The organism is Rhodoplanes sp. P11 (assembly GCF_964266735.1).
GTDB classification, from domain to species: Bacteria; Pseudomonadota; Alphaproteobacteria; order Rhizobiales; family Xanthobacteraceae; genus Rhodoplanes; species Rhodoplanes serenus.
Map to the genome: position 1 here is coordinate 431382 of NZ_CAXWGY010000016.1, position 20417 is coordinate 451798.

The 20417-nt window shown below is 68.1% G+C and carries 25 protein-coding genes and 1 tRNA gene; 21 read left to right on the forward strand and 5 right to left on the reverse strand.

What is annotated here, in order from left to right:
* Positions 1-561 precede the first annotated feature (561 nt).
* The 18 genes from ACFQUV_RS13730 (at position 562) to ACFQUV_RS13815 (ending at position 16852) form a co-directional block, all read left to right on the forward strand.
* The gene (locus ACFQUV_RS13730; protein WP_244601402.1) at positions 562-2490 is read left to right on the forward strand and encodes a methyl-accepting chemotaxis protein; all 1929 of its coding nucleotides are present in this window, start codon (positions 562-564) and stop codon (positions 2488-2490) included.
* A 32-nt stretch (positions 2491-2522) separates the two neighbouring features.
* A complete protein-coding gene (locus ACFQUV_RS13735; RefSeq protein WP_129607153.1) occupies positions 2523-4088 on the forward strand; it encodes a chemotaxis protein CheW in 1566 nt (521 codons plus the stop codon).
* Positions 4089-4147: 59 nt separating this feature from the next.
* On the forward strand, positions 4148-5254 hold the full coding sequence (gene cheB / locus ACFQUV_RS13740; RefSeq protein ID WP_129607154.1) for a chemotaxis-specific protein-glutamate methyltransferase CheB: 1107 nt from the start codon (positions 4148-4150) through the stop codon (positions 5252-5254).
* Positions 5255-5256: 2 nt separating this feature from the next.
* Positions 5257-5886 carry a HEAT repeat domain-containing protein gene (locus ACFQUV_RS13745; RefSeq protein ID WP_129607155.1) on the forward strand — a complete coding sequence of 210 codons (630 nt, stop codon included), beginning with the start codon at positions 5257-5259 and terminating at the stop codon, positions 5884-5886.
* Positions 5883-6755 carry a protein-glutamate O-methyltransferase CheR gene (locus ACFQUV_RS13750; protein WP_129607156.1) on the forward strand — a complete coding sequence of 291 codons (873 nt, stop codon included), beginning with the start codon at positions 5883-5885 and terminating at the stop codon, positions 6753-6755. The genes ACFQUV_RS13745 and ACFQUV_RS13750 overlap by 4 nt, the downstream gene beginning before the upstream one ends.
* Positions 6756-6762: 7 nt before the next feature.
* Positions 6763-7140 carry a PleD family two-component system response regulator gene (locus ACFQUV_RS13755; RefSeq protein WP_129607157.1) on the forward strand — a complete coding sequence of 126 codons (378 nt, stop codon included), beginning with the start codon at positions 6763-6765 and terminating at the stop codon, positions 7138-7140.
* Entirely contained in the window at positions 7137-9800 is a 2664-nt protein-coding gene (locus ACFQUV_RS13760) for a chemotaxis protein CheA (RefSeq protein WP_129607158.1), read from the forward strand. Before ACFQUV_RS13755 ends, ACFQUV_RS13760 begins: the two co-directional genes overlap by 4 nt.
* Positions 9800-10063 carry a hypothetical protein gene (locus ACFQUV_RS13765; RefSeq protein ID WP_129607159.1) on the forward strand — a complete coding sequence of 88 codons (264 nt, stop codon included), beginning with the start codon at positions 9800-9802 and terminating at the stop codon, positions 10061-10063. The genes ACFQUV_RS13760 and ACFQUV_RS13765 overlap by 1 nt, the downstream gene beginning before the upstream one ends.
* Positions 10060-10881, forward strand: a complete 822-nt coding sequence (locus tag ACFQUV_RS13770; protein WP_111383359.1) for a ParA family protein — start codon at positions 10060-10062, stop codon at positions 10879-10881. Before ACFQUV_RS13765 ends, ACFQUV_RS13770 begins: the two co-directional genes overlap by 4 nt.
* Positions 10878-11252, forward strand: coding sequence for a response regulator (locus ACFQUV_RS13775; protein ID WP_111383360.1), 375 nt, complete (start codon positions 10878-10880; stop codon positions 11250-11252). Before ACFQUV_RS13770 ends, ACFQUV_RS13775 begins: the two co-directional genes overlap by 4 nt.
* 3 nt (positions 11253-11255) lie before the next feature.
* Entirely contained in the window at positions 11256-12554 is a 1299-nt protein-coding gene (locus ACFQUV_RS13780; RefSeq protein ID WP_129607160.1) for a methyl-accepting chemotaxis protein, read from the forward strand.
* A gap of 135 nt (positions 12555-12689) precedes the next feature.
* Entirely contained in the window at positions 12690-13070 is a 381-nt protein-coding gene (locus tag ACFQUV_RS13785; protein ID WP_129607161.1) for a response regulator, read from the forward strand.
* 113 nt (positions 13071-13183) lie between these two features.
* A complete protein-coding gene (locus ACFQUV_RS13790) occupies positions 13184-14041 on the forward strand; it encodes an STAS domain-containing protein (protein WP_129607162.1) in 858 nt (285 codons plus the stop codon).
* Complete coding sequence (locus tag ACFQUV_RS13795; RefSeq protein ID WP_129607163.1) at positions 14038-14436, forward strand: STAS domain-containing protein; 399 nt, start codon at positions 14038-14040, stop codon at positions 14434-14436. Before ACFQUV_RS13790 ends, ACFQUV_RS13795 begins: the two co-directional genes overlap by 4 nt.
* Before the next feature lie 13 nt (positions 14437-14449).
* The gene (locus ACFQUV_RS13800; RefSeq protein ID WP_378395050.1) at positions 14450-14854 is read left to right on the forward strand and encodes an ATP-binding protein; all 405 of its coding nucleotides are present in this window, start codon (positions 14450-14452) and stop codon (positions 14852-14854) included.
* Positions 14851-15261: an anti-sigma regulatory factor gene (locus ACFQUV_RS13805; protein ID WP_378395052.1), complete on the forward strand. Its 411-nt coding sequence runs from the start codon at positions 14851-14853 to the stop codon at positions 15259-15261. The genes ACFQUV_RS13800 and ACFQUV_RS13805 overlap by 4 nt, the downstream gene beginning before the upstream one ends.
* A 23-nt stretch (positions 15262-15284) precedes the next feature.
* Positions 15285-15842, forward strand: a complete 558-nt coding sequence (locus ACFQUV_RS13810) for a SpoIIE family protein phosphatase (protein ID WP_165364098.1) — start codon at positions 15285-15287, stop codon at positions 15840-15842.
* Positions 15839-16852: a sensor histidine kinase gene (locus ACFQUV_RS13815; RefSeq protein ID WP_129610707.1), complete on the forward strand. Its 1014-nt coding sequence runs from the start codon at positions 15839-15841 to the stop codon at positions 16850-16852. The genes ACFQUV_RS13810 and ACFQUV_RS13815 overlap by 4 nt, the downstream gene beginning before the upstream one ends.
* Before the next feature lie 69 nt (positions 16853-16921).
* Here the strand turns inward: ACFQUV_RS13815 and ACFQUV_RS13820 are convergent.
* A tRNA-Ser gene (locus ACFQUV_RS13820) sits at positions 16922-17011 on the reverse strand.
* A gap of 197 nt (positions 17012-17208) precedes the next feature.
* Here ACFQUV_RS13820 and mobA point away from each other — a divergent pair.
* Positions 17209-17844: a molybdenum cofactor guanylyltransferase gene (gene mobA, locus ACFQUV_RS13825; RefSeq protein ID WP_378395054.1), complete on the forward strand. Its 636-nt coding sequence runs from the start codon at positions 17209-17211 to the stop codon at positions 17842-17844.
* A gap of 15 nt (positions 17845-17859) precedes the next feature.
* On the opposite strand, the gene mobB is transcribed toward mobA, so the two are convergent.
* Positions 17860-18390 (reverse strand): molybdopterin-guanine dinucleotide biosynthesis protein B, encoded by a 531-nt coding sequence (gene mobB / locus ACFQUV_RS13830; protein WP_129610705.1) that lies wholly within the window; start codon positions 18388-18390, stop codon positions 17860-17862.
* A gap of 135 nt (positions 18391-18525) precedes the next feature.
* Here mobB and ACFQUV_RS13835 point away from each other — a divergent pair, with 135 nt between their 5' ends.
* Positions 18526-18744, forward strand: coding sequence for a sulfurtransferase TusA family protein (locus ACFQUV_RS13835; RefSeq protein WP_129610704.1), 219 nt, complete (start codon positions 18526-18528; stop codon positions 18742-18744).
* Between the two features lie 150 nt (positions 18745-18894).
* On the opposite strand, the gene ACFQUV_RS13840 is transcribed toward ACFQUV_RS13835, so the two are convergent.
* The 3 genes from ACFQUV_RS13840 to ACFQUV_RS13850 form a co-directional block, all read right to left on the reverse strand.
* Entirely contained in the window at positions 18895-19050 is a 156-nt protein-coding gene (locus ACFQUV_RS13840; RefSeq protein WP_111383390.1) for a DUF3309 family protein, read from the reverse strand.
* A gap of 88 nt (positions 19051-19138) precedes the next feature.
* Positions 19139-19567: a hypothetical protein gene (locus ACFQUV_RS13845; protein ID WP_129610703.1), complete on the reverse strand. Its 429-nt coding sequence runs from the start codon at positions 19565-19567 to the stop codon at positions 19139-19141.
* A 17-nt stretch (positions 19568-19584) separates the two neighbouring features.
* Positions 19585-19923 (reverse strand): YqjD family protein, encoded by a 339-nt coding sequence (locus ACFQUV_RS13850; RefSeq protein WP_165364096.1) that lies wholly within the window; start codon positions 19921-19923, stop codon positions 19585-19587.
* A 131-nt stretch (positions 19924-20054) separates the two neighbouring features.
* Here ACFQUV_RS13850 and ACFQUV_RS13855 point away from each other — a divergent pair, with 131 nt between their 5' ends.
* Positions 20055-20267 carry a hypothetical protein gene (locus ACFQUV_RS13855; RefSeq protein ID WP_165364091.1) on the forward strand — a complete coding sequence of 71 codons (213 nt, stop codon included), beginning with the start codon at positions 20055-20057 and terminating at the stop codon, positions 20265-20267.
* Positions 20268-20417: the final 150 nt, after the last annotated feature.

Sequence of the window (20417 nt, forward strand, 5' to 3'; positions counted from 1 at the left end):
GGACGACAACAACGAAGTGCGTTTCCCGGTCACAAAAAACCTCTATAGTATTTTATATGTCAGTTAGCTTCGAGATGGCGGATAACGCCGCGCCTCGGAGTCATCAATTCGCTCATCTGACGTTGCGGGCCGCGTCTCGTACAAACCCGTACACCTAAGCCGGCTTAAGTGATCGTTAGGACGTCCGGAACGAAGGTCACGATGGAATTCGGTGAAGATGTAGCCTGGAAATACAGCTTTTTGTAACTCGCGCAACCTGATTCGCGCTGCGCGCGTCGATCTACTCCAAACGGAAGTTCCGATGGTTCGCTGATCACGATTCCTCCCAGCCCTAGCGAAATCCGACCCTCGCCGCAGATGCTCCAGCTCTGACAGCAGACACTCGCCCTGCGGCGGCTTTCCACACAATTGGGCTTCCATAGCCGGCGCCACCTGGCTGCCGGCATCGCGATAGTATTGCCGGATGCTCACGGCATCCTGCCGAATACCCTTCGACATGCTCTGAACCAAACGACCCACACAACACGAGTTATCTCCATGGCCCTGGTGAAGAAAGCTGGCGTGAGCGAAAAGCCTCCGGTGCGCGTGATGCAGGCGAACCTGGAAGCCGCGATGACGAAGGAGCATTCCTCGAGCAACGGCTCGCGGTTGGCTGCCGAGTCGCAGAAGCGCAAGGCGCGGACCTTCGCGCGCCAGCAGAAGGCGGCGGAGCGCGTCGCGTCCGCGGCCTCGCAGATGGCGACCGGAATCCAGGAGGCGGCGTCCGCGGCCGAGGAGCTGCGCAAGGCGTCCGACCAGATCGCCGCCGGTGCCGAGGAAGCCGCGAACGCGGCTCAGCAGTCGCTCAAGGCCGTGACCAGCGGCTCGAGCCTGATCATCAAGGCGAAGGTCAACGCCGAGACGTCGGTCAAGAAGACCGAGGCCCTCCAGGGGCTCGTCGCCGAGGTCGCGGCCCAGGTCGCCAACTCGATCACCGCCATCGGCCGCGCCTCGGAGCGCCAGGAAGCCTCGGTGAAGATGGTCGAGGAGCTGGAGCGCCAAGCCGCGACGATCGGCGAAGTCGTGAAGGCGGTCGCCCGCATCGCCGACCAGACCAATCTGCTCGCACTCAATGCGGCGATCGAGGCGGCGCGCGCCGGGCAGCACGGCAAGGGCTTTGCCGTCGTCGCCGACGAGGTCCGCACGCTCGCCGAGACCAGCGAGAAATCGGCCCGCGACATTCAGGAGCTGATCGCCCAGATCCAGAAGGACGTGAAGGTCATCGCCGAGGGGATCAACGCCTCCGCGGTGGCGGCCCGCCAAGAGGTCGAAAAAGGCATGAAGATCACCGAGACGCTGGAGAGCGTCCGGGTCGACATGATCGAGGTCATGAAGGGCGGCCGCGAGATCGCTCTCGCGTCGGACGAGTCGAACACCGCCGCCCAGGAGGCGCTGAAGGGGTCGGAGGCGGTCGCAGCCGCGGCCGAGGAGCAGGGCTCGGCCTGCCAGGAGGCCGGCAAGACGGTCGAGCAGCAGACCACCGCGCTCGCCCAGTGCGAGCAGGCCTCGCAGGAGATCGCCGAACTCGCCGAGGAGCTGAAGAACTCGACGAACATCGGCAAGAGCGCCGAGGAGGTCGCCTCGGCGGCCGAGGAGCTGTCCAGCGCCGTCGAGGAGATCAATCGCGCGGCCGCCCAGATCATGACGGCGCTCGAGCAGATCGGCAAAGGCGCGCAGCAGCAGGCCGCCGCGACCCAGCAGTCCTCCGCCGCCATCAGCCAGATCGAGAAGGGCGCGCTGACGTCCCAGTCGCGTGCCCAGATGGCGCTCGAGAAGGGGCAGGCGATCAGCGACACGCTCGCCGCCAACAAGATCGCGGTGGATGCCCTCGTCGAGGGCGTGGGCAAGTCGGTCGAGGCCGGCAAGGTGAGCCGCGACCAGATCTCGGCCCTGGAGCAGGTGAGCCGCCGGATCGACAAGATCGTCGATGCGATCACCACCGTGTCGATCCAGACCAACATGCTGGCCGTGAACGGCTCGGTCGAGGCGGCTCGCGCCGGCGAGTTCGGCAAGGGCTTCGCCGTGGTGTCCACGGACATCCGCAACCTCGCCCGTGACTCGGCCGAGAACGCCGATCGCATCAAGGACACCGTCAAGTCGATCCAGGACCAGATCGTCAACGTTCGTGGCGACCTCGGAGAGATCGCCGACGCCGCCGCCGCCGAGGTCGAGAAGAACAAGGCCATCTCGGCCAACCTCGCGACCATCGCGACCGACATGAGCGAGGTGCTCGCCGGCAACAAGGAGATCCTCACGGGCTCCGACGAGATCGTGCGGGTCGTCAAGGAGGTCCAGACCGGCGTCGAGCAGATCGCCGCCGCCGCCCAGCAGGCCAGCCGTGCCTCGACCGAAGCCTCGAACGCGGCGCGTGAACAGGCCAAGGGCGCCGAGGAGCTCGCCGCCGCCATCGAGGAGATCGCCTCCCTCGCCGACGAGCTGCAAGCGGCCTGAAGCCGCCGCGGCACGACCGAGAGGAGACCGCGATGGAAACCACCAGCCAGCCGGTGCCGGCGGAGCGTAGCGGAGGGGTGCCGCCGATCGGCACCGTTCCCCTCGACGACGCGCGCCAGTTCGTCATCTTCCATCTCCAGGACGAGATGTTCGCCGTAGCGCTCGCGGAAGTGCAAGAGATCATCCGGATGCCGGAGATCGTGCGCGTTCCCTTGAGCCCGCCGGCGCTCGAGGGCCTCGCCAACCTGCGAGGGACCGTGCTGCCGATCGTCAACCTCCGCGACACGTTCGGTTTCGCGAAGGTGATGCACGACGACTCCACCCGGGTGGTCGTTCTCGACCAAGGCCACCCGATCGGTCTCGTCGTCGACCGCATGGCCAATGTCGTGACGGTGGACGCCGCTCGCATCGAGCGGGCCGACACGATCCGCGCGACCGTCGACACCGATCTGCTGACCGGCATGATCAAGGGCCGCGACGGCGAATCGATGGTGATGATCCTCGACGCCGCGCAGCTCGTTCGGCGCGAGTTCAAGGATATCGCCGGACGAGCGACCGCCAAGGCCACGCAGGCGGTGCAAGGGCACGACACGCGGGCCGAGGCGGCGGACCAGGCGATCGACGAGGACCAGCTCGTCAGCTTCGTGGTCGCCGGGCAGGAGTATGCCTTCCCGATCGAGCAGGTGCAGGAGATCGTCCAGCTCCCCGAGCACGTCACCCGGGTGCCGAACACCCCGGGCCATGTGCTGGGCGTCATCACCTTGCGCAACCGGCTCCTGCCGCTCGTCTCGTTGCGGGAGATGTTCGGCCTGCCGGCGGTCGAGCTGACCGACGCCAACAAGGTCGTGGTGGTCTCGCTCGGCGACGACGGCTCCACCTCGGTCGGGGTCGTGATGGACAGCGTCAAGGAGGTACTGCGCATCAACCGCGATCTGGTCGAGCCGATGCCGACACTGCTCGACAGCGGAAGTTGCGACGGCGACCTGCAATCGATCTGTCGGCTCGACGACGGCCGTCGACTGGTGTCGATCCTGGCGACGGGGCGAATGTTCAACGCCAGTGAAATGAACGGCATCGTGTCGCGTGCGGAGAGCTCCAAGATGGCCAGCGAGTTGCGGATCGACGGCACCGGCGACAGCGACGACGAGGAGCAGTTCGTCGTGTTCCGGCTGATGGACGAGGAGTACGGCGTCTCGATCGAGGCCGTGCAGGAGATCGTCCGCGTGCCGGACGAGCTCACCCGCATTCCCAAGACGCCGCACTTCATCGAGGGTGTGATCAACCTGCGCGGCGTCGTCCTGCCGGTGATCGACCAGCGGCGCCGTTTCGGGCTCGCCTCGATCCAGCGCAACGATCGCCAGCGCATCATGGTCTTCACCATTCATGGCGTTCGCACCGGCTTCATCGTCGATCAGGTCTCGGAGGTGATGCGGATTCCCGCCAAGGTGATCCGCCCGGCTCCGGACCTGTCGGAGGAGCAGAAGCGGATGATCCGCCGCGTCGCCAATCTCGAACAGCAGAAGCGGATGATCCTGCTGCTCGAGGTCACCCAGCTCCTCGACGTGCAGGAGGTGGCGAAGGTGGCGACGCGGCACTGACGGATGCTTCGGCGCGGGCCTCCCGCCCGCGCCGCCTGTTCCCCATCCCGGCGGGCGAGATGATCAAGGTTCTGGTGGTCGACGATTCGGCGTTGATGCGAAAGCATCTGACCGATCTGTTCGAATCCGAGGGCGACTACACGGTGCGGACGGCGCGCAACGGCGTGGAGGCGCTCACCGCTCTCGACACGTTCGACCCGGACGTCATCACCCTCGACATCAACATGCCGGAGATGGACGGCATCACCTGCCTGGCCCGCATCATGCAGCAGCGCCCCAAGCCGGTGCTGATGGTCTCCTCGCTCACAGAGGAAGGCGCCGAGGCGACCCTCCAGGCCCTGAGCCTCGGGGCCATCGACTTCGTCCACAAGCCGGGCGGCACCATTTCGCTGTCGATCGACCAGATCCGCCGCGAGATTCTCGTCAAGGCCCGTGAATCGGTCGGGGCGCGCGTGCGTCGTAGCGTCGGCTTGCGGGGCCGTCTCCGGGCCGAGCGCGATCGAATCGCCGGACGTCCCGACTCAGGTTTGCGCCGCGCCGTCTCCGCGGCGCCGCGAAGCGGCTTCGGTCTCGTCCTCGTCGGGGTCTCCACCGGCGGCCCCGGCACGCTGGAAGAGATCATTCCCATGCTGCCGGCGGATTTTCCCTGGGCCGTGCTCATCGCCCAGCACATGCCGGGGACGTTCACCACGGTCTTCGCGCGGCGGCTCGACGAGATGAGCGAGGTCAGGGTGGTCGAAGCCGCCCATCAGATGCGGATCGAGCCGGGCACCGTCTACGTCGCCAAGGGGGACGCGGACCTCGTGGTGAGCCGGCGCGCCACCGGCCTGATCGCGACGCCGGTCCCGAGCAGCCACGCTCACGTGTGGCATCCGAGCGTCGCCCGCTTGGTTGCGAGCGCGATCGATGCCGTCCCGGTCGCCCAGCTCATCGGCGTGCAGCTCACCGGGATGGGCGACGACGGCGCCGCCGAGATGGCGCGCCTCAACCAGCTCGGCGGCCGCACCATCGCGCAGGACGCGGAGACCTGCGTGGTGTTCGGCATGCCGAACGAGCTGATCGGCCGTGGCGGCGCCGACCGCGTGCTGCCGGACCACCGGATCGCCGGACAGCTCGTCGACTGGGTGATGGCGCCACCGCAGACGCTCAGATCGAGGAGGGCGTGAGCATGGGACTCGTGAAAGCCGTGCGGATCGACTCCTCCGGCGAGCGCCCGGTGCAGCCGTCCGAGCCGCTCGACCTGTCGATGCGCCTCGCGGCCCTGGACTCACCCGACGCCGCCGAACGGCGCCGTGCAGTCCGCGATCTCGCCGCCGAGCCGGACGCCGTGCCGGCGCTCTGTGCGCGCCTGATCGAAGAGCGAAATCTGAGCGTCCGCACCGCGCTGTTCACCACCCTGATCCGCCTGCGGTCCCCCGCCGTGGTCGCGGGCCTCCTGCCGCTTCTGCGGCTCGACGACGCGAACCTGCGCAACGAGGCGATCGACGCCTTGCAGGACATGCCGGAGGAGGTCGGCCCGTTCGTTGAGACTCTGCTCGGCGATCACGACAGCGACGTGCGGATTCTCGCAATTCAGCTGCTCAGCACCCTGGCGCATCCCGATGCGCCTCGCTGGCTCCTCGGTGTGGTGGACACCGACAGCCACGTGAACGTCTGCGCCGCCGCCACCGACTGTCTCGCCGAGGTCGGGGGGCCCGAAGCGATCGGGCCGTTGCGACGGCTCGCGAGGCGTTTCGCCGAAGAGCCCTTCGTGGCATTCGCTGTCGACATGGCCATCCGGAGGATCGAGGGACGATGACGTCGGCCTCGGCCCGCTCCCCCGAGGAGATCGACTCGATCAGCCCGGAAGAGTTCGCGAAGCTCTGCGAGTTCTTCTACCGGCGAACCGGGATCGTGTTCTCGGAAAAGAAGCGATACTTCGTGGCGCGGCGCGTCGAGGAGCGGATCGCGAAGACGCGGTCGTCGAGCTTCCGCGACTATTTCGGGCTGCTGCGCTTCCAGGCGAGCGGCGAGGAATTCCAGCAGCTCGTCAATCTCCTGACGGTGAACGAAACCTACTTCTTCCGCGAGGACTATCAGTTCGAGGCGCTCACCCGCGGCATGCTGCCCGAGCTCGCGTCCGCGCGGAAGCCCGGCGATCGGCTCAAGATCTGGTCACTGCCGTGCTCGACCGGCGAGGAGCCCTACTCCATCGCCATGCAGGTGCTGGAGAACTGGCCGCAGTGCGACCAGTACGAGATCCAGATTTTTGCCTCCGACATCGACTCTCGTGTGCTCGGTGATGCCGTCCGCGGTGTCTACGGGGAGCGCTCGCTTCAACGTGTCGGCCCGGCGCTGCGCGCGAAGTATTTCGAGAAGATCAAGGCCGACGAGTATCGCCTGCGCGACGAGATTCGCGAATCGGTCGACTTCTCCACCGTGAACGTCGTCGATCGCGTGCAGATGGCCGCCTTCCGCGGATTCGACGTGATCTTCTGCCGCAACCTGCTCATCTATTTCGACGACCTCGGTCGCCGCGAGACGGTCGAGACGCTTTTCGAGTGCCTCGCTCCCGGCGGCTTCATCTGCCTCGGCCACTCCGAGAACATGAGCCGGATGTCCTCGCTGTTCCGGCCGCGCAAGTTCGCCGACACCATCGTTCACCAGAAGCCAACCGACGCCGAATGAGGCCGCAATGACCAAGAAGAGCGTATTGGCGGTCGAGGACGGCATCACCATGCGGCTGTTCTACCGCGACGTTCTCGAGAAGGCGGGGTTCGTCGTCGAGGAGGCCGCGAACGGTATCGAAGGGCTGGAGCGCGCCCTGATGACTCGTTTCGACCTGATGGTCGTCGACATCAACATGCCGAAGATGAACGGCTACGAGATGGTGCGCCAGGTGCGCGACAATCCGGCCCTGAGATCGATTCCCGTCCTCACCATCTCGACCGAGGAGAAGGACGACGACGTCGTCAAGGCCTACGAGGCGGGTGCCAACTTCTATCTCGTCAAGCCGGTTCGTCCCGACGAGCTCACCGCCGTGGTCCGCTTGCTCACCGGGAGCATCGCATGACCAACGCGCTGCTCGCCCGCTTCATCCCCGAAGCGCGGGATCTGCTTCAGTCTTCCGCCTCCGGGCTGCTACGGCTCGAGAAGAACCCCAGCGATGCGACCGCCATCAACGAGGTGTTCCGCGCCGTCCACACGCTGAAGGGGTCCTCCGGCCTGTTCGATGCGATGGCGTTGACCCGACTGGTTCACGCCGCCGAGGATCTCCTCGGCGAGGTGCGCTCGGCCAAGCGCGAGCTCGACTCCGATCTGGTCGACATGCTGCTCGACAGCCTCGATCAGGTCAGCGCCTGGATCGACGACCTGGAGCGGCACGAGCGCCTGCCCGCGGATGCCGACCGAGTCTGCAAGGATGTGGTGACGCGGCTGCGGGCCCATTGCACGCAGACCGAAGCGGCGGCGAGCGACACCGGCTCGGTCGCCGGCGGGGCTGCGGCGGCCGATCTCGGCTGGATCGCCGACCTGCCCGAGTGCGACCGCATCGCGGTATTCGGCCGTGCGTGCCGTGGGCATCCGGTCGTGGCTGCCCGCTACCGGCCGGTCGCCGGCTGCTTCTACAGCGGCGAGGACCCTTTCAACCTGGTTCTACAGGTGCCGGAGCTCGGAGCCCTGAGAGTGGCGCCGCCGGCACCATGGCCGCACATCGGAGATCTCGATCCGTACCAGTGCAATCTGGAGTTCGTCCTGCTCAGCAACGGCGCGCGAGTCGAAATCGAGCATCTGTTTCGCTACGTGTCCGAGCAGGTCGAGATCGAGCAGATCCAGGCCGACGCGCTGATCCGGATCACCGGCGACCATCATGCCGCGCCCGTCCATGAGGATTTCGCCGACGAGGCGCGGACCCTCGTCGCCGCACAGGACTGGGCGGCGCTGCGTGACGCCACCGCGGCGCTGCTCCGGCTCACCAATCCCGATCTGCGGAACGCCGTGGCGTTGCGCTGGCTTGCGGCCGTGCTCGACGCGCCGTTTCCAAATCCGGCCTGGGCCTCGGCCTTGATCGAGGTGATCGCGGCCGGCGGTGTGCCGGCCCTCGGAGCGCCGCCGTCCGAGCCGCTGCGTCCGGTGCTGACGACGGTCGCCGCCGGTCCCGACCCGATCCGCGAAGCCGATCCGAGGAACGCCTGCTCGGACGATTCACTTCAGCGACGGATCATCGCGGCGCAGCGGCAGATCCTCGCGGCGGCTTCCGACGCCGACCGGGTTCGCCGTCATGCGCCGGCCGTGGTCCAGGTCCTGGCGGGCCTCGCCCGGGTCGAGGGCGACGATCGACGGGCGGCCGACGTCGCGGCGGCCGGTGAGGCGGCGGAGACCGACGGGACCGCGAGCATGCTGCTCGCGCTCGTCGACCGATGGCTCGCAACCGACACCGTGGTCGACGACTTGTCCGACGAGGCATCGTCCCGGGTGCAGCCAGATCCGTCCGAGGAGGCCCGCGCGACCGAGACCAGCGCGCCCGTGAAGGCCGATTCGGCGCGCGAGGAACGCAACGCGGCAGCCCGGATGCTCAAGGTCGATCAAGCCAAGATCGACCTGCTGATGAACCTGATCGGCGAGCTGGTCGTCTCCAAGAACAGCCTGCCGTTCCTTGCCCGGCGGGCCGAGCAGGTCCATGGCTCGCGCGAGATGGCGCGCGAGATCAAGGACCAGTATGCGGTCATCGATCGCCTGACGCAGGAGATGCAGGGCGCCATCATGCAGGTGCGAATGCTGCCTGCCAGCGAGGTGTTCGACCGCTTTCCGCGCCTCGTCCGCGATCTCGCCCGCAAGTTGTCCAAGAAGATCGAGCTGGTCATCGAAGGCGAGGACACGGCGGCCGACAAGACCATCATCGAGGCGCTCGGCGATCCGCTGCTCCACATCGTCCGCAATGCGCTCGACCACGGCATCGAGCCGCCGGCCGATCGCACGCAGGCGGGCAAGCCGGACCATGCCACCCTGCTGATGAAGGCGTTCCAAGAGGCCGATCAGGTAGTCATCGAGGTGACCGACGACGGCCGCGGCATCGATCCGGACAAGGTCCGCGCCGCGGCGGTCGCCAAGGGCGTGGTGAGCGCGGCCGAAGCGGCCCAGCTCAGCGACCAGGCCGCAACCGAGCTGATCTTCCGTCCCGGATTCTCCACCGCCGCGCAGGTGTCCGACCTGTCCGGGCGCGGCGTCGGCCTCGATGTCGCTCTGACCACGGTCGAGAAGCTCGGCGGACGGGTCGGAGTCACCTCCCGGCGAGGGATGGGCACGACCGTGCGGATCGGCCTCCCGTTGAGCATGGCGGTGACCCGCGTCATGGTCGTCGGTGTCGCCGACGAGCTCTACGGCATTCCGATGGACGTCATCGCCGAGACGGTCCGGGTGCCGCGCCGCCGCGTGAAGATGATCAAGCAGTCACCGGCCTTCGTGCTGCGAAACACGGTCGTGCCGCTGCTGAGACTGTCGCGCGCGCTCGGCTGCGCCGAACGGGTCGCCGACGACGACGTCGACGAGGCCGTGCTGGTCTGCCGCATCGGCGGCAACCCGATCGGGCTCGTGGTCGACAGCTTCCGCGAAGGCATGGACGTCATCCTCAAGCCGTTCGACGGCGTGCTCGCCGGGATGCCCGGCTTTGCCGGGACGGCTCTGCTCGGCGATGGGCACGTGCTCTTGGTCCTCGATCTGAAGGAGCTGTTGTGATGCCGCTGCGTTTCGACGAGGGAAACGTGGTCTTCGAGGGAGCCTGCATGGTCGAGGAGGCCCTCGGGCTCGCCGAGCATTGGCGCGCCGTGCCACCCGGCATCGCCGACCTGTCCGCCTGCACGTATCTGCACACCGCCCTTCTTCAAGTGATCGCGGCGGCCGCACCCGCCGAGGTCGTCGCCCCGGCCGATCCGCGGCTCGCGCGCTGGATCATGCCGGTCCTCTCACCTGCCTCCCCGCCCGGACGTTCTCGATCATGAGCCTCGTTCTCTCCGTCTCCAACCGAAAGGGCGGGTCGGGCAAGACCACGACCGCCGTCAATCTCGCGGCCGAATGGGCCGCCCGCGGCCAGCGCACCTTGTTGGTCGATCTCGACACGCAAGGCCATGCCGGCTTCGGCTTCGACGTCGTTCCCGGCCGCGGCGACCCGACCGTGCACGCCCTGTTCGAGGACCCCGGCTTCGATCTCGGTCGCGCCGTCTACGAGACGTCCTATCCCAACTTGTTCGTCGCACCGGCGAACCAGATGTACGAGGGCGTGTCCGCCGGCACCGACCGGATGCTGCTCGCCCGTCAGCTCCGTCATCCGCGGATCGCCACGGCATTCGACGTGATCGTGCTCGACACGCCACCGGCCGGCGACGCCATCCTGCTCAACGCTCTGGTGGCCGCCGACGCGGTGCTGATCCCGATCGTGCCGCATGCCCTGTCGTCGGAGGGCGTGAAGCAGCTCACCCGCCTGCTGTATCGCGTCGCTACCCATCTCAACCGCAATCTGCGGCTGTTCGGCATCCTGCCCGTGATGATGAACAGCCGGATCAACCTGCATCGCGCGGTGGTCGACGAGGTGACGACGCAGTTCGGCCGGGATCGGCTGATGAAGGCGATCCGCAGCGACATCCAGGTGGCCGAGGCTTTTGCGGCCCGCAAGCCGGTCCGCGCCTATGCGCCGCGCAGCCGAGGGGCGCTCGACTATCACCTTCTCGTCGAAGACCTCGCGGCTCTCTGGCGCTGGCCCGGCTCATCCCCTGTACCTCCCCTCCTCACCAGTTCGGCCGCGAGAGGCATCTGTCAATGAGCACCACGATCATGATCGTCGACGATTCCCCCACGATGCTGATGAGCTTGGAGGGAGTCCTGAGCAAGGCCGGCTTCGCTGTCGCTCAGGCGAAGAGCGGCGAGGAAGCGCTCGCCAAGCTGAGAACCGGGCCGAAGCCCGCCATGGTGATCACCGACCTGAACATGGGAGCCATGAACGGAATCGAGCTGATCCGCAGTGTCCGTAAGCTTCCCGGTCACCAATTCATGCCCATGGTGATGCTGTCGACGGAGTCCCAGCAGGACAAGCGCATCGAGGCCAAGTCGGCCGGCGCCACCGGCTGGATCGTCAAGCCGGTGGAGCCGGCGATGCTGCTCCAGGTCATTCGTCAGCTCGTTCCGGGTGGTTAGGCCGTGACCGTCGCCGCTCTGCTGGGTCGTTCGCACACAATCATCCCGGCCGTAGTGGCCTCGGTAGCGGCGGCGGCTGCTGGGGCACTGGTCGGCGGCACGTCGGCAGGTCTCGGCTCTCTCATGGCGACGAGCGCGGCGGCGACGCTGGTGGCGGTGCTCGGGGCGGCGCATCTCGTCGAGAAGATCGGCAGCCGGGCAACCGCTGCGATAGATGAAATGCCGACCGCAAGGCCCGCGACCGAGACGATACCGTCGACCGCGGCCGGAGACGCTCCGCGCACCGAGGGGCCATCGATCGCGCCCGGCGACGACGCCGGGCGAAGCCACGCCGCGGCGATCGCCGAGGAGGTCCGTCTGTACCGCCCCGCGCTCCAGGCAATCCGCCGGGAGGCGACCGAGGTCAGCGGTGACACCGAGCAGGCCGCGATCTCGATCATCGAGCGCCTCAAGACGGTCGATCGGGAGATCGAGGGACTGCTGAGCTTCCTGAACACGTCGAACTCCAACGAGAAGGTCATCGAGATCATCGCTCGGACCGAGCGGAGCCTCGCGGAGAACCGATCGCTCCTCGACGAGTTCCTGGCGCATCGCATGGCGGATATCGAAGATAGCCGCGAACGTCTCGTCGGGATCGAGGGGATGACCGACGAGGTGGCCAGCGCCGTCCAGGACATCCGGACGATCGCCCGCCAAACCAACGTGCTCGCCCTCAATGCCACCATCGAAGCCGTCCGTGCCGGCGACGCCGGACGCGGCTTCGCGGTCGTCGCCAAAGAGGTCAAGGACCTGTCCCATCAGTCCGATGCGAGCGCCGCGCGGATCGATCAGCGCCTCGTCAAGCTGCGCGACGTCGTGTCGGCTAGCATCTCGATTCTCGTCGAGAGCCGGACCGAGCAGGAGCGCCAGGCGCTCGACACCATCTCCAGGTCGATTTCCGGACTGGCCGAAAACCTGGAATGCCTGGTCACGCACCAGCGTGAAGTCCTGACCAAGGTGCTCGACGAGAGCGGCCGGATCTCGGACACCATCATTGCCTTGGTCGGATCGATTCAATTTCAGGACTGCACGCGGCAGCGCCTCCAGCAGGTCACCCGCCTCGTCGATGTGGTGGACGAGCATCTCGAGATCCTGGAGCGGAGCGAGGACGGCTCGGCGTTCGCGGCCGAGACCAGCATCCGGACCAAGCTCGATGCGCTGATGGCGGGCTACGTCATGGCGAGTCAACGCAACATTCACCGGACCGCGTTCGACGGGACCGCGGCACAGGAGGAGATCGGTGCACGCATCGAGCTGTTCTGACCGCGGCGACCGATGCGGCCCGGCGTGGCCGCAGATCGTCTGCGCCCCGCACGCCGGCGCAGGCATGGGAACTGGCCGCGACGTTGCGGCTGCGAACAGTCGGCCATCGGCTGATTTGAAGGGGTGAGAGAAGTCATGGCTTCGGTGCTGCTCGTCGACGACGTCATGATCACCCGCTACACGCTCCGGCTGTTTCTCGAGCGGGGCGGCCACACCGTTACCGAATGCAGCGGCGGTGACGAGGCGATCCCGGTCCTGTCCGCGAGCCGTTTCGACGTTCTGGTCACCGACGTCTGGATGGCCGCCGGCGACGGGCTGAGCCTGATCAATCGGATCAAGAGCGCGGGCCTCAACGTGCCGGTCGTCGCCGTGACCGGCGGGGCGCCGCGCGCGCCCCAGGAATACTCCGTGGATGAAGCGCAGAAGGCCGGCGCCGATCGCGTGCTGATGAAGCCGGTCGGTCTGGACGAGCTGCTCCGCGCCGTCGCGGAGGTGACAGCCAATCGAACCAACTAGAACAGGCCGAGCAGGGCCGTTGTGGAACGGCAGCACATTCAAGAGCAAAGGCGCACGGCGGAACGAGACTGCAACGCCGAGATGTCCGCCTCCCCGACCCTAGGACGATATCGATGACTGCGATCGCTGCCACTCTCGCCAATCACGAAGCCGAAATCCGCGAAGCGTGGTTCAAGCAGGTCACCCAGCTCGCGGACCGCTTGAAGCTGCCGCATCTGGCGAAGACGCTGCGGGCCGAGGCCGCCGAGTTCCTCAGCGCATTCGTCGGTGCCGCTCAGTCCGGCGATCCCGAGGGTCAGAGCACCGCACGCGCGAGCCTTCTGCGCAAGACCGCCGAGATCAGCGCGACCCGGGCGCGCGATGGTTTCACGCCGACCGAGACCGCGGGCTTCGTGATGGGCCTCAAAGATGCGCTGCTGCCGGTCGTGATTGCCGAGCACGGACGCGATGCCACAGCACTCGCGGCGGCCCTCATGCAGGTCAACCGGCTGATCGACGACCTTGCGGTCGAGACGTTCGCGGCTTTCACACGGACTCGCGAGGAGATCATCGAGCGACAGAGCCGGTCGATCATCGACCTGTCCACCCCGACGCTGAAGATCTGGGATGGAATCCTGTTGATGCCGCTGGTGGGTATCATCGATACGCAGCGCGCCCAGCAGGTGATGGAGGCGATGCTGACCGCGATCACGCGCGAGGAGGCCCGGGTCGCCATTCTCGACGTCACCGGGATTCCAGTGATCGACACGCGCGTCTGCCTGCACCTCACGCGGACGGTCAGCGCCGCGCGCCTGCTCGGGGCGCAGGTCATCGTCACCGGCATCAGTCCGGACGCGGCTCAGACCTTGGTGAAGCTCGATGTCGACCTGAGCCGGATGATCACCCGCGGCTCGCTGCGCGCCGGTCTCGGCGAGGCGATGCGTCTGGTCGGCTCCGGCGGTGGCCCGAGGCCGCGGAGCGCGCCGCTATGAAGGTTCCCATCCTCAGGCTCGGGCGTATCCTGTTGACCTCGGTGCTAGCCGACCTGGTCGACGAGCAGGCGGTCCAGCTCCAGTCGGAGATCCTCGCGCTGATCCGCGACGACCGGGCGGACGGGGTCGTCATCGACATTTCGGGGCTCGACGTGGTCGACTCCTACATTGCGCGCCTCCTCAACGAGACGGCCAGCATGGTCAGGATCATCGGCGGCGAAGCCGTGCTGACCGGCATGCAGCCGCTCGTCGCCCTCACGCTCGTCGAGATGGGGCGCGAGACTCTGGACATGCAGACGGCCCTCGACCTCGAGGCGGGCGTGGCCGTGCTCAACGACCTGATCGCGGCCAAAGGCCAACCGCCGACGATTGCGGCTCCTCACGTCGACACGTGAGAAGGATGCGAGCATGGGTGACCGGCAGGTTCTGCGAGCCGTCAAGGTACAGCAGGACATCATAAGCGCGAGGCAGGCAGGTCGCGACCTCGCCCGGGCCGCAGGGTTCGGCATGGTGGATCAGACCCGGATCGCGACGGCGATCTCCGAGCTGGTGCGCAACGCGCTCGTCTACGCGGGCGGCGGAGTCTGCCTGATCTCGGTCGAGACGGAGGAGCGGTCGGCGACGATCCGCGTCGTCGTCTCCGATCAGGGGCCGGGCATTCCCGACATCGACAAGGCGATCGAGCCGGGGCATTCGGGCGGGCGGGGGCTCGGGCTGGGGCTCTCGGCCGTTCGCAATCTGATGGGATGTCTGAGCATCGAGAGCCGGCCCGGCCGCACCGAGGTGACCACCAGCATGACACGGCGGCGGTGAACCGGACCCTGGTCATAGAGTGCCGCATCGTCCGCGAGCTCGATGTCGCGGAGGCGCGGCGCCACGCCAAGCAGATGGCGGAGAATATCGGGTTCAAGACCGTGAGGGTCTACCGGCTGATCACGGCGGTGTCGGAGCTCGCGTGCAATCTCTGCTTCCACGCGAGCGATGGCGGTGTCGTCCGCCTCTCGACGATCGAGATGGACGGGACCAGCGGCATCGAGGTCGTCGCCGAGGACGACGGTCCCGGCATCGCCGATCTCGCACTGGCGATGCGGGACGGCTACTCGACGATCGGCGGATTGGGCTCCGGGCTCCCGGGGACGCAGCGCCTCATGGACGATTTCGCCATCTGGTCCGAGCGCGGGCGCGGCACGCGGGTGACGGCGGTGATTTGGAACAGATGATCGTCGGGGGCGCGAGACGTGCGTTGGGTGGCGAGACCTGGTGCGGCGACGCCTGGGGCTGGCGTCGTGTCGGCGCAGTCGATCGGATCGCGCTGGTCGACGGGCTCGGGCACGGGCGGGAGGCGGCGGCCGCCGCAGACGCGGCGCTCGCAGCGTTCGCCACGGTCGACGACGGTGACCCGGAACAGATCCTCCGTCGCATGGACGAGGCCGCCAGGACGACCCGCGGCGCTGCCGTCGTGGTCGCCTGCATCGAGCCGGCGATGCGCAGGCTCGTCGTCGCCGGCGTCGGCAATGTGCGGGCCGTTCTGTTCGGGAGACGGCGGGTCCACATCGAGTCGGTGCCGGGAATCGTCGGCACCGGCATCCGGGCGCCGCGCCCACTCGTGCTCGACTGGAGCGATCGCGATCTTCTGGTGATGTGGACCGACGGTGTCGCGACGGGCCTCGACATCGACCGCAGCCTGCTCCGCCTCAAGCATGAGCCGGACGCCGTCGCTCGGCAGCTTCTCGCCGACTATGCCACCGGAACCGACGACGCCGCCGTCGTCTGCGCGCTGCTCACCGGAGCGTCGCCATGAGAGAGCTCGCCCAGCGCTACGCCGAGCAGATGCTGATCTATGTCCGATCGGAGGACGAGGCCGCGCTGGCTGCGATCGCCGGGATCGGCTGCGAGATCGTCGCGTCCGACCTGCCGATCGAGGAGATCGCCGGCCTCCAGGAGGAGGCGGTTCTGGCGGTCTCGCGGCTGCACTGGACGGAATCGCCCGAGGTCGTGGTGCGCCGGTCGTCGGTCTGTCTGGCCGAGCTGTTGATCGCCTATTCGGTGGCCTATCGTGATCGTGCCGAGCTCGTCGCGCGGGAGCGACGGCGCATCGCCCAGCACGATCGCCGCCTCGCCGCCCTCGGTCAGCTCGTCGGCGGTGTCGCGCACGAGCTGAACAACCTGCTCCAGCCGATCCGGGGCATGGCCGAGCTCGGGTTGCGGGACGTGCCGCCGTCGGAAACGCTGCACACCTATTTCGCCATCGTGTTCTCGTCGGCCGAGCAGGCGGCCTGCATCGTGCGCGGCATACTGGGCTATCTCCGCCAGGAGGCGCCGCAGCTCCGCCCCCTCGCGATCGCCGGCGCGCTGGAGAAGAGCGTCGACTTCGCCCGCATCGGGATCGTTCCGGGATTGCGGCTTCGGCTCGAGATCGTCGACCGCGACGCCGTCGTCATCGGTGACGAGAGCGAGCTGACCCAGGTCGTGCTCAATCTCGTTCAGAACGCCGGTCGCGCCATGCAGGGTCGGGGCGACATCGTGGTCCGTCTGGAGCGCGCCCCCGCCGCGATGCGGCCGGCCGGCGCAGCGGTTCGGATCACCGTTGGCGACGACGGGCCCGGGATGGAGGCGGCGGTGGCCGCGCAGGCGTTCGAGCCGTTCTTCACGACACGCCCCCCCGGCGAGGGCACCGGCCTCGGCCTCGCGATCGTCCGCGAGATCGTGCGTGCCTGGGGCGGTGAGGTGAGCCTCGACACCGCACCGGGGCGAGGCACTCGGGTGACGATCGCCTTGCCGGTCCATCACGAGGACGTCGGTCGGGCGTGATTTCCGCTGTTGAGTGAAGGGGCTCTCTCGCACCGGGCAGGCTGGCCCGCAATCTATCGGGCGAGATCTTGGCGGAGGGAGTGGGATTCGAACCCACGATACGGTTTCCCGTATACACGCGTTCCAGGCGTGCGCCTTCAACCACTCGGCCACCCCTCCGGAGCGCCCTTGATTACGGAGCCGGGTGGGAAAATGCAAGCCTTGCCATGGCGATCCTGCCAACCGCACCGACCCTTGGGGCTTCCCGAGCCCTGGTCCCGCACCCAGCCCCCCAAGCCGCCGGTCGCGACCGCGCCCGCCCGGCGGCGCCGGTGGGCCGAGTCCCGCTTCGGCCGAAAATGCTCTAGATGACGCCCATGACCCCGAGCGCCATCCTTCCGCCGACCCTCGGCCTGGTGCTCGCCGGCGGCCGCGCGTTGCGGCTCGGCGGCGGCGACAAGAGCCTGCTGGCGATCAGCGACCGGCCGATTCTCGCCCGGGTGATCGCGCGGCTCGCGCCCTGTGCCGCCATCATCCTCAACGCCAACGGCGATCCGGCCCGCTTCGCGGCCTTTGGGCTGCCGGTGGTGGCCGACGCGGTGCCGGGCTTCGCCGGGCCGCTCGCCGGGCTTCTGGCCGGGCTCGACTGGGCGGCGGCGCACCGGCCCGACCTCGCCCATGTGGCGAGCGTGCCAGCCGACTGCCCGTTCCTGCCCGCCGATCTCGTCGCCCGTCTTCATGGGGCGGCCGCCACCGCGCCGGCCGGCGCCGCCACGGCCGCCTCGGGCGGGCGCGGCCATCCGGTGGTCGGCCTGTGGCCGGTAGCCCTGCGTCACGACCTACGGCGCGCCGTCGTGGACGAGGGGATGCGCCGTGTCGGCGACTGGACCGCGCGCCATCGCCCGGCCCGGGTGACGTGGCCCGACACGCCGGTCGACCCGTTCCTCAACGTCAACACGGCTGCGGACCTCGCCGCCGCCCGGGCCGTCGCGGCCACCCATCCGGACGCCTGAGAACCCCCGGCGGCGTCAGCGCACAGCGGCCGCGCGAGCGATCACCTGGTCGACCGGGATCGCCTGCGCCACCACCAGGTCGACGATCGCCTGCACATCGTCGAGCGCCAGCACCGGCACGGTGGCGTCCGGCAGCGGCCCGTCGGAGGCCACCGCCACGATGTCGGGATCGTCCGGGAACAGGCACGGCTTGCCCACCACCGCGCGATGGATCTCGAGCTTGGGATGCGGCTCGCGCTTGAAGCCCTCGACGAGGACGATGTCGACCGGCGCGAGGCGCGGCAGCAGGTCGACCAGCTCCGGCTCCGGCGCGCCCCGCAGCTCGTGCATCAGGGCGATGCGCAGCGGCGACGACACCAGCACCTCGGTGGCCCCGGCGACCCGATGCGCATAGGAGTCCTTGCCCGGATGATCGACGTCGAAGCCGTGATGCGCGTGCTTGACGGTGGAGACCGAGAGCCCGCGGCCGATCAGCCGCGGAATGAGGCGCTTGATCAGCGTGGTCTTGCCCGCGCCGCTCCAGCCTGTGAGCCCGAACAACCGCACGCCGTCCTCCCCTGGTCGGGCGGCGCTGCGCCGATCGTGGCGCCGCCCCGCCAGCGCCTGGATAGTCGCGGGCCGCCTCGCTGCCAAGCCGGACGGTGCTTGACGCCGGCGCCGCCATCGGACCACAAGCGCGCCATGACGATGCTCGACCTGCGCGGCCTGAAATGCCCGCTGCCAGCCCTGCGAACCCGCAAGGCGCTCACCCGGCTCGCGGCCGGCGAGGTGATCACCGTCGTCTGCACGGACCCGCTCGCCGCCATCGACATTCCGCATTGCGTCGCCGAGGCGGGCGACCTGCTGGAGGAGAGCGGGCGCGACGGCGACACCCTGACGTTCCGCATCCTCAAGCGCTGAGGCCGCATCCGGTCGCGGCATGCACGGCGGAGTTGTCGCCGTCCTCATCTCCGAAACATCTCCGAAACGAAACATGGCCGGCGTCGAGCCGGCCATGTCGTCGTCATCGCTGTGATTGCGGCGATCGGATCGGGACGGAGCTCGCCGCGATCAGAGCCGGCCCATCAGGGCCAGCACCAGCACGATCACCAGCACGACCCCGATGATGCCGCCGGGACCGTAGCCCCAGCCGCTGCTGTAGCCCCAGGTCGGCAGGGCGCCGATCAGCAGAAGAATCAGAATGACGATCAGAACGGTCGACAACATCGGCGGCCTCCACGCGGGTGATGCGATCGTGACGTCAATCCGGCACCATCGGGAATGTTCCCGGTGGGCCGTTTCGTCTGCCGAGCCGTCAGCGACGGTCGATGCCGCGGCTGAGCAGCATCCCGACCACGAAGGCGCCGACCAAGCCGACCGACAGCGCGCGGCGGCCACCGAGAGTGCGGCCGAGGCTGAGCCCGGTGGTGAGCAGCCGCGGATCGAGCCACCAGGGCGGGACCGCCTGCGCGACCGCCGCGGCAATGCGGGCCTCCCGCAGCCGGGCGCGCCGTCGCACGACCGACAGGCCGATCGCCGCGATCATCGCGACGATCAGGAAGAAGCCGGCGAAGCCGAGGCTGGTGCGGATCGGCCCGAACTCCTCCTCGGCCCGCAGGAACACCGCGGCGCCGACGAACAGGAGCGCCGCACCGCCGGCGAGAACGGCCACCGCGGCCCAGGCCCCGCTCTTGACGAGCGTGTCGAGACGCGATTGCCAGCGGAGAACGATGCTGTCGAACACGGGCGCGATCCGTGGCGTCAGCGGCGCCACAGCGCGCCGAACAGGAATCCGAGGCCGAGCGCCAGCGCCACCGTCGACAGCGGCCGCGATCGCACGTTCTCCTCGATGGTGCCGCCCACCGTGTCGGCAAACTCGCTCACCGCATCGCGGCTGCGCTCACCAGCCTCGTAGACCGCGTCGCCGACATTGTCCCGCACCCGGCGGAAGCGGTCGCGCATGCCGCCGAGCGCCTCGCCGCCGGACGACGCCAGGGCGTCGGACAGCTGGCTGGCCAGCCGCGTCACGTCGTCCTTGAGGCCCTGGAGATCCTTGCGGAGGTCGTCGACATTGGTCGCCGGTCCGTTCACCGTAGCCATGGTAGTTGCTCCATCGATCGTGAGAAAAGGTCGCTCATCAGGGCCGACGACGTGCATCGTCGCGTGCGTCGGACGAGGATTTCTCTGTCGCTCCATCGAACCCCGCATCGGCCCGCCGGATCGGTAACGCGGTGACGTCGGAAAAGTTCGATCCACGTGGCGAGCTCGCCGACGCATCGCGACGGCGGCGCTGCGGTACCGAGGAACCCGACATCTCGTTGGTGCGTTTCCGAGCAGACGACCACGCTGAGGAGGATCACATGGGTCGCTATTTCCTGCTCTGGATGCTCGGTATCCCGATTCCGGTTCTGGCACTGATCTGGCTGTTCGGCGGGTTGAACTGACGCGCGCGGCTCGTTCGCCGCGACGGTCGCGCAGCCGATACCTAGAGCATTTCCGGCGAAGTGGACTCCGGTTCGCCGTCGAAAATGCGATCACGCAAGGACTTCCAGAGCGGGGTCCGATCCAGTTGGATCGGATTCCGCTCCAGGGAG